At 69.3% G+C, this 4,116-nt stretch carries 5 protein-coding genes; all 5 read left to right on the plus strand.

The genetic code is table 11. The features are described 5' to 3' along the window. Nucleotides 1-896 (plus strand): alpha/beta-hydrolase family protein (locus tag ELR45_RS38020; protein ID WP_205856677.1); only part of this gene is annotated, 896 nt, incomplete at its 5' end. 178 nt (nucleotides 897-1,074) lie between these two features. Further along, entirely contained in the window at nucleotides 1,075-2,019 is a 945-nt protein-coding gene (locus tag ELR45_RS15805) for a type I phosphoribosyltransferase (RefSeq protein ID WP_129667264.1), read from the plus strand. Next, a complete protein-coding gene (locus ELR45_RS15810) occupies nucleotides 2,016-2,675 on the plus strand; it encodes a hypothetical protein (RefSeq protein ID WP_129667265.1) in 660 nt (219 codons plus the stop codon). The genes ELR45_RS15805 and ELR45_RS15810 overlap by 4 nt, the downstream gene beginning before the upstream one ends. A 127-nt stretch (nucleotides 2,676-2,802) precedes the next feature. Then, a complete protein-coding gene (locus tag ELR45_RS15815; RefSeq protein ID WP_129667266.1) occupies nucleotides 2,803-3,648 on the plus strand; it encodes a hypothetical protein in 846 nt (281 codons plus the stop codon). A gap of 142 nt (nucleotides 3,649-3,790) precedes the next feature. Beyond that, nucleotides 3,791-4,066 carry a WXG100 family type VII secretion target gene (locus ELR45_RS15820; protein ID WP_129667267.1) on the plus strand — a complete coding sequence of 92 codons (276 nt, stop codon included), beginning with the start codon at nucleotides 3,791-3,793 and terminating at the stop codon, nucleotides 4,064-4,066. Nucleotides 4,067-4,116: the final 50 nt, after the last annotated feature.

Raw genomic sequence — 4,116 nt, forward strand, 5'->3', positions numbered from 1 at the left:
CCGGGCCGGAGAATGCCGCGGAACTTGAGGACGCCGCCGAGCTCGTCGTCGATGAGCTCGACCGCACCGGAGCGTGGGACCGGGATGTGCTGGTGGTCGCGACGCCGACCGGCAACGGCCGGATCTCCCCGGCGGCGATCGAAGCGCTGGAGCTGATGCACTCCGGCGACACGGCGACGGCGGCTCTCCAGTACACGTCCATCGGCAGCTGGCTCAGCTTCGTCGCGGACCGCAACACGGCGCCCGAAGCCGGGCAGGCGCTGTTCGAGGCCGTGTATGCGACATGGTCCGAACTCCCCGAGTCTGACCGGCCTAGGCTGCTGGTGTTCGGGGAATCGCTGGGCAGTTACGGCGGGCAGGGCGCCTTCAGCGGGTTGCAGGACATGGTCGCTCGCACCGACGGTGCGTTGTGGGTCGCCACCCCGATCTTCACCGATATCCGGCGCGAGCTCACCCTCGATCGTGACAGCGGATCGCTCGAACGGAGCCCCGTCTACGACGAGGGCCGTCAGGTGAGGTGGGACGCCGGAAACGGCGATGAGACGGATCTCTGGGCACTTGGACCGGAGTGGGAGCACCCACGCGTGGTCTATCTCCAGCACCCGTCGGACGGCGTGGTGTGGTGGACGTCCGATCTGCTCTTCCACGAGCCGGACTGGCTACGCGAGGCCAACGGTCCTGACGTACGGCCCGGGCTTCAGTGGCTCCCTGTGGTGACGTATTGGCTGACCACCTTGGATATCATGGTGGCCGCCGAGGTGCCGGCCGGCTACGGCCATGTCTACCTGCTGGAGTACGTCGACGCGTGGGCCGCGATCGCGGCGCCCGCGGGGTGGGACGACGACGCCGCCGAACTGCTGCGCGAGCTGTTGATGGAGAAGCACGGCGACCGTTGACCGGTGGGCCACGGTCGCTGGCGGCGGCGATGCCGATCGGTGATTCGTCGACGGTCCCATACGCGCGGTTCGCGGCCGGCAAGACGGAAACTTCCACCCGGTCACGGCTGCCGGCATGGTTGCGGATGCCGTACGTTCGCATCGTCGTCTCCAGGATGAACAGTGAGGGGCTTTCACCGTGAGTGCGCAGGCATTTCTCGGCGCAGACGTCGAACGGTTGCGGTCTTTTGCCCGGCTGTGCGACCAGGCCGGCGTACACGTCAACGGTGTCCGGACACGGATGCGCACGCTGCTGGACTCGGTCGAGTGGGATGGGCCGGACGCGCAGGTGTTCCGACGGTCGTGGCACGAGGTGTACATGCCGCTGTTGATGCGCGTCGTCGAGTCGCTCGCCGGCGCGGCGTACCTGGTCGACCGGAACGCCGATGAGCAGGAGAGCGCCAGCGCCGATGCCCCGGGGCCGGCCGTCGTCGTCGCCGAGCGCTCCAGGACGGTGCCGGCCGGCAGCGAGGTGTCCGATACCAGCCTGCCGCTGTTCGAGCGGCTCGTCGAGACGTACCGGAACTGGGAGCGGGAGTGGGAGCCCGCCCACCACGTGTTCGCGGTGGCGCCATGGGCAGGGGCGGCCATGACCTGGACGGACGCCATTAAGGTCTCCGCTGCTGACTGGTCTCGCCATGCCGACCAATGGACGCGGGCGAACATGGGTGGCGTCGCAGGCGGCGCCCTGAAAGGCATTGCAGTGGCCGACGTCGCCGCCACGGGTGTCCGCCTCGGCGACGCAATCTACGAGGGTGAGCGTCTCGAGGCGGCCCTGCAGAGCGGCAAGCTCGCGACGACGCTGGCCTCGGCGTCGAGCGTCGCGGCGCTGCGGTCCGCCGGTGCCCTCGGCGTCGCCGCACAAGTGGGCTGGTTCGTCGGCTCCAGGATCTACGACCGGATCGGAGACACGGACTCGATGATCTGGATGAGCGACCACATCATCGGTCCCGGAGGTGACCTCGCCGCCAGCATCTGGGACGACGATGCGTGGAGCCGCACCATCGACCGCTGGGAGCGGCTCAACGACGGGATACGTGGCTGGTTCGGGGGCGACGGCTCGAACAGTGGTGGTGGACGTTGAACGTCGAAGCGATGCTCGACGGCGCCGGGGGCGCCGAGACGGCCGATACCGGGGACCGGGTGGCGACGTTCACAGCACACGAGGTGCTGGCGCTGTTGGAGCTGCGGCCGGGTCCGGAGGCCGAGCTCAGCAGATGCGTCTTGGGGCTGCCGGATGCCGGCATCGACGAGCTCACTGACGCCGGTGCGTCCACGCTGGTAGCGCGTGGCATGTACCGGCTCGGCGGGCCGGATCAGGGCCCGGCCGGTGCGGCCACCGTCGTCGGCTATGCGGTGACCGGCGCGGAGCGGTGGGCGTCGATCGCGTTCGGCTCGGGGAATACGCGGCGCGTGGCTTTGATCGTCGACAGCCCCGCGGTGTCATTGCTGATGACGCCCCGGCCGGCAGGACTGTTCGATGTGGTCCCACTACGCGATGGCGTGACGAGCAGAGATGTGCTCGTACCCACGGTGTGGGCGTTCGTCGACGGCAGCGAGCCTGCGCCGGTGGAGGTGACCGTGTCCGACGGGCATGGCTCTCGATACGTCACGTTGACCCCCGACGGCGAGCGCTGGCGAGCAGTGTCCGACCACGTCGCGGACGGCACTCGACAGCCGGAGCAGACCCGCCCGCGCAGCCGTGACGAGATCGCCGAGCTGCTGTCTGGGATTGTCTGAGATCGTGGCGGCAGGGAGGGCACCCGCTGTTAGCCTCGCGGCGAGATCGGTGGGTGACATCACAGGCCAGCGGAGCGCGAGGGGGGTCTGCGCGCCCTTCTGCGTTGCATAGTGAGGGGGTTGGTTCGTGCTGAGGGTGACACTGCGGGGCGCTGGGGTTCCGGCGGTTGTGCTCGGAACGGGAGAGACGCTGCTGGTGGGCCGCGCACCGGCGTCGGCACTGCCGGACGACGATCCGGGTGCTCAGCTACGGTACACGGCGATGCCGCTGCCGACGGCTGCGCCGCACGTCTCGCGCGTCGTGGGTGAGATCGTCGTCGGCGACGAGGTGGTGAGGCTGCGCTGGCGGGGCTCGACCGAGGCGCAGTTGTCCAGCCTGTTCGACGCGCCCGGCGGGGCGCGCCGGGTGACGCTCACCGACGGGATGGCAGCGCTGCTCGACGAGGGCGAGAACCACGTGCTGCTGCTGCGCGGGCGCCAGACGGAGCGCGGAACCTACTCGGACCTGGTGCTGGTGCTGGAGGTCGGCGTGCCTGAGACGAGCGACGACGCGCAGACGCCACGGTTCGACGCGGACACCGATGCCGCGCCCACCGCGCCTGCCCCTCGGCTCGAGCCGCTGTCGAGGGAGTGGTTCGTCGCCCTCGCTCTCGCCGAGCCATGGCTCTCCGGCGCCGACGATTATCCGCGCCCGCCGTCCAACCGGGAGATCTACGAGCGAATCCGTGGCTGGCATGGCTACGCCTGGAACCTCGACCGGCCGCAGCGGGTGGACGACGCGATCCGGGTGGTCGCGCGGATGGCCTTCGGGCCGGCCGAGGACCCGTTCACGTCCGGAGCAGGCCGGGTGCAGAACGTCCGCTTCGCCGTCGGGCGTCGCGCCGCGGAGACGCGGTTGGTGACGGCCGAGGATCTGGCCCAGGCCGCAGCCTCCGCTGCCGACGTCGTCGCCCGGCGGGAAGCACAGCGGTGAACGGCGAATGGCGAGTGCACCAGCGTGGACATGACGGAAGGTTCCGCGCCCGAGAATGCGTGGCGACGACGGTCGTCGACGTAGCGTTCATCGCAGCACGCGCGACGCAGACCTATGAACACCGCGGACGAGGAGGAACGTCATGGTCGACAAGTCGAGCTTCATGGGAATCGACCCGGAGCAGACGCAAGAGGCGAGCCAGCAGATGGATGCCAGCGCGGATAACCTCGGCGCCATGGTGAACATGCTGGGCTCCATGCTGGACAGCGTGTACTGGACGGGCGACGATGCGACCCGGTTCATGGCTGACTGGAACGGATCGTTGCGGCCCGAGCTTGATCGGGCCACGGAGAACATCCGGGAGAACGCCGTAGAGCTGAACCGCCGCGCGCGGATGCAGGACGAAGCCAGCCGGTAGTCGATGTCGATGCTCGCGTGGCATTGACTGTGCTCGCGCGCGTTCGACGA

Source organism: Phytoactinopolyspora endophytica (genome assembly GCF_004138495.1).
Taxonomy (GTDB): domain Bacteria; phylum Actinomycetota; class Actinomycetes; order Jiangellales; family Jiangellaceae; genus Phytoactinopolyspora; species Phytoactinopolyspora endophytica.